This is a genomic window from Streptomyces phyllanthi (assembly GCF_009377205.1).
Classification (GTDB): domain Bacteria; phylum Actinomycetota; class Actinomycetes; order Streptomycetales; family Streptomycetaceae; genus Streptomyces; species Streptomyces phyllanthi.
Genome location: NZ_VJZE01000740.1, coordinates 1 through 2,791 on the forward strand (window position 1 = coordinate 1; position 2,791 = coordinate 2,791).

Below are 2,791 nucleotides of genomic sequence, written 5' to 3' on the forward strand. Positions count from 1 at the left end.
GTGCCGGGTCGGGTGAGCGGCTGAGGGCCTTCGGCGAGGGCGAGGCCAGCAGGTCCAGCCACAGGGCCAGCGTCGCGCGCAGGTCCTCCGGCCGTACGACCGCGTCGGCCGCGCCCGCCGCCACCTGGGCCTCGGCCGTGTACGCCGCCGGGTCCGCGTCCGGCGGCCGGACCCGGGAGCCCGCGAAGCCCACCTGGGCGCCGGGCAGCGCGAGGACGACGTCGGCGCCCGCTCCCAGGGTGGCCCAGCCGCCGCCGGTGGTCGGGTCCCGCAGTACAGCGATCTGCGGCAGTCCCGCCTCCCTGGTGAGCGCCGACTGCCGGGCCACGCGCTGGAGTTGGGCGAGCGCGCGCATGCCCTCCTGCATCCGGCTGCCGCCCGTCGCGACGAGCGCGACCACGGGCAGCCGGTGCCCCCGCGCGTACGTGTACGCCGCCTCCAGCCGGTCACCGGTCCGCTCGCCGAGCGAGCCGCCGAGGAAGCCGAACTCGAAGGCCAGGACCACGGCCTCCGTACCGCCGATCGTCGCCCGGCCGCAGACGACGGACTCCTCCTCGCCGGTGCGCTCGGCGGCGCGGGCGCGCGAGGCGTCGTACCCCTCCCAGGAGAGGGGGCCGTCGGGCCCGTGCTCCCCTGCCGGGTGCGGTAGTCGCGTGAAGGCTTCCGCGACCAGGGCGACGATCCCGCGGGCGGAGTGCCGGGCGGCCGGCTCAGTCATGGGCCAGCGCCCGCTTCATGATCTTGCCCATGTCGTTGCGGGGGAGCGCGTCCAGGTAGTGCACGACTCGGGGGCGCTTGTGCGGGGCGAGGCGCGTGGCGACATGGTCGGCCAGTTCGGCGGCGCCTGGCGGGGACTGGGGGTCGGCGGGCACGATCCAGGCGACCACGCGCTCGCCGAGGTCGTCGTCCGGTTCGCCCGTGACGGCGGCCTCGCGCACGGCCGGGTGCTCCAGCAGCGCGTTCTCGATCTCCCCCGCGCCGATCTTGTAACCGCCGCTCTTGATCAGGTCGGTGGCCTTGCGGCCCACGATCCGTACGTAGCCGTCAGTGTCCCGGACCGCCATGTCGCCGGTGCGGAACCAGCCGTCGTCGGTGAACGCGGCGGCGGTCGCGTCCGGCCGGTTCAGATACCCGGTGAACAGGTTCGGCCCGCGCACCTGGATCTCGCCCACGGTCTCGCCGTCGTACGCCGTGATGGCCGAACCGTCCTCCTCCACCAGCCGCAGCTCCACGCCCGGCAGCGGCACTCCCACGGTCCCCGCGCGCGGCTCGCCGTCCGCGCGCACGCTCGTGTTCATGAGGGTCTCGGTCATGCCGTACCGCTCGATGACCCGCCGCCCGGTTGCGGCCGCGATCCGCTCGTGGTCGTGCACCGGCAGCGCGGCCGAACCGGAGACGAGCAGCCGCGCCCGGCCGAGCGCCTTCGCGAGCGCCGGGTCGCCCGGGAGGGCCTCCGCCAGCCGGTGGTACATCGTCGGCACGCCGAACAGCATGGTGGCGCCGTCGTTCAGCTCCCGGGTGACGCCTTCCGGCCCGAACCGCCCGAGGTGCCGTACGGAGCCGCCGCGCCGCAGCGGGCCCAGGATGCCGAGGATCAGTCCGTGCACGTGAAACAGGGGCAGCGCGTGGACCAGGACGTCGTCGCCGGTCCACTGCCAGGCGTCGGCGAGTGCGTCCAGGGTGGTGGCGACGGCGCGGCGGGGGATGACGGCGCCCTTGGGCGGGCCGGTGGTGCCGGAGGTGTAGACGACGAGGGCGGGGGACTCGGGGGTGATGTCGGCGCTGTCGGCGACGGAGTTCCGGGCAGTGCCCCGCACGTCGATGTCCACGCGCTCCAGGTCGCCCAGCGCGGGCGGGAGTTCCGTGACCGGTGCGGTGAGGACGAGGGCGGGCGAGCTGTCCCTGATGATGTGGCCCAGCTCGCTGTCGCCCGACTTCGGGTTGAGCGGTACGGCGGGCACCCCCGCCAGCAGGGCGGCCACCACGCCGACGGCCGTCTCCAGGGTCGGGGTCGCCCAGACGGCGACGCGGCCCGCTCCCCGGATCGTCCCCGCGAGCGTGCCCGCCGCGGCGGCGAGTTCCGCGTACGTCAGGGAGCGTTCGCCGAACCGCAGGGCGGGGCGCTCGGCCGGGGAGTCGGTCAGGGCCGGGAAGAGTGAGGACACGCGTTGTACTCCTTAACCATTGCCGTCTGCTGTCGTGGCTGCCGCCCGTGGGGCTACCCCCAGCCGGGCACGACCATCCCCAGCCACACCACCGCGGGCACCACCGCCACCACGACTCCTCCGTACACCATCAGCTGCCGGAAGAAACGCTCCCGGTCGACGTCCGGCGCCGCGGCCAGCACCAGCGCGCCGTTCGTCGAGAACGGGCTCACGTCCACGACCGTCGCCGACACCGCGAGCGCCGACACCATGCCGACCGCCCCGATCTCGCCCTGTGCCAGGAACGGTACGGCCAGCGGGATCAGCGCGCCCATGATCCCGACGGACGAGGCGAACGCCGACACGAGCGCACCGATGTAGCAGAGCAGCACCGCGGCCAGCAGCGGGACGCCGATACCGCTGACACCCTCGCCGGCCCAGGTGATCGTGCCCATCTCGTCCAGCACGCCGACGTAGGTGAGGACACCGCAGATCAGCAGCACCGTGGGCCAGGCGATCTGCCCGACCGCCGCGCGGCTGTCGGCGGGCCAGGCGGCGCTCAGCAGCACGGCGAGGGTGATCGCGGTGAGGCCCGCGTCGAGGTCGAGGACGAGCACGGCGACGACGAGGGCGACCAGGGCGACGAG

3 protein-coding genes are annotated in these 2,791 nt (G+C 74.6%); all 3 read right to left on the minus strand.

Going from position 1 to position 2,791, the window contains the following annotated elements; all coding sequences use genetic code 11:
- On the minus strand, positions 1-718 hold a 718-nt coding region (locus FNH04_RS44210; RefSeq protein WP_322725633.1), incomplete at its 3' end, for a carboxyl transferase domain-containing protein.
- Positions 711-2,165 (minus strand): acyl-CoA synthetase, encoded by a 1,455-nt coding sequence (locus tag FNH04_RS44215; RefSeq protein ID WP_322725635.1) that lies wholly within the window; start codon positions 2,163-2,165, stop codon positions 711-713. The genes FNH04_RS44215 and FNH04_RS44210, both read right to left, overlap by 8 nt.
- A 53-nt stretch (positions 2,166-2,218) precedes the next feature.
- Positions 2,219-2,791, minus strand: a 573-nt coding sequence (locus FNH04_RS44220; protein ID WP_407704186.1) for an SLC13 family permease, incomplete at its 5' end; no start/stop codon positions are given.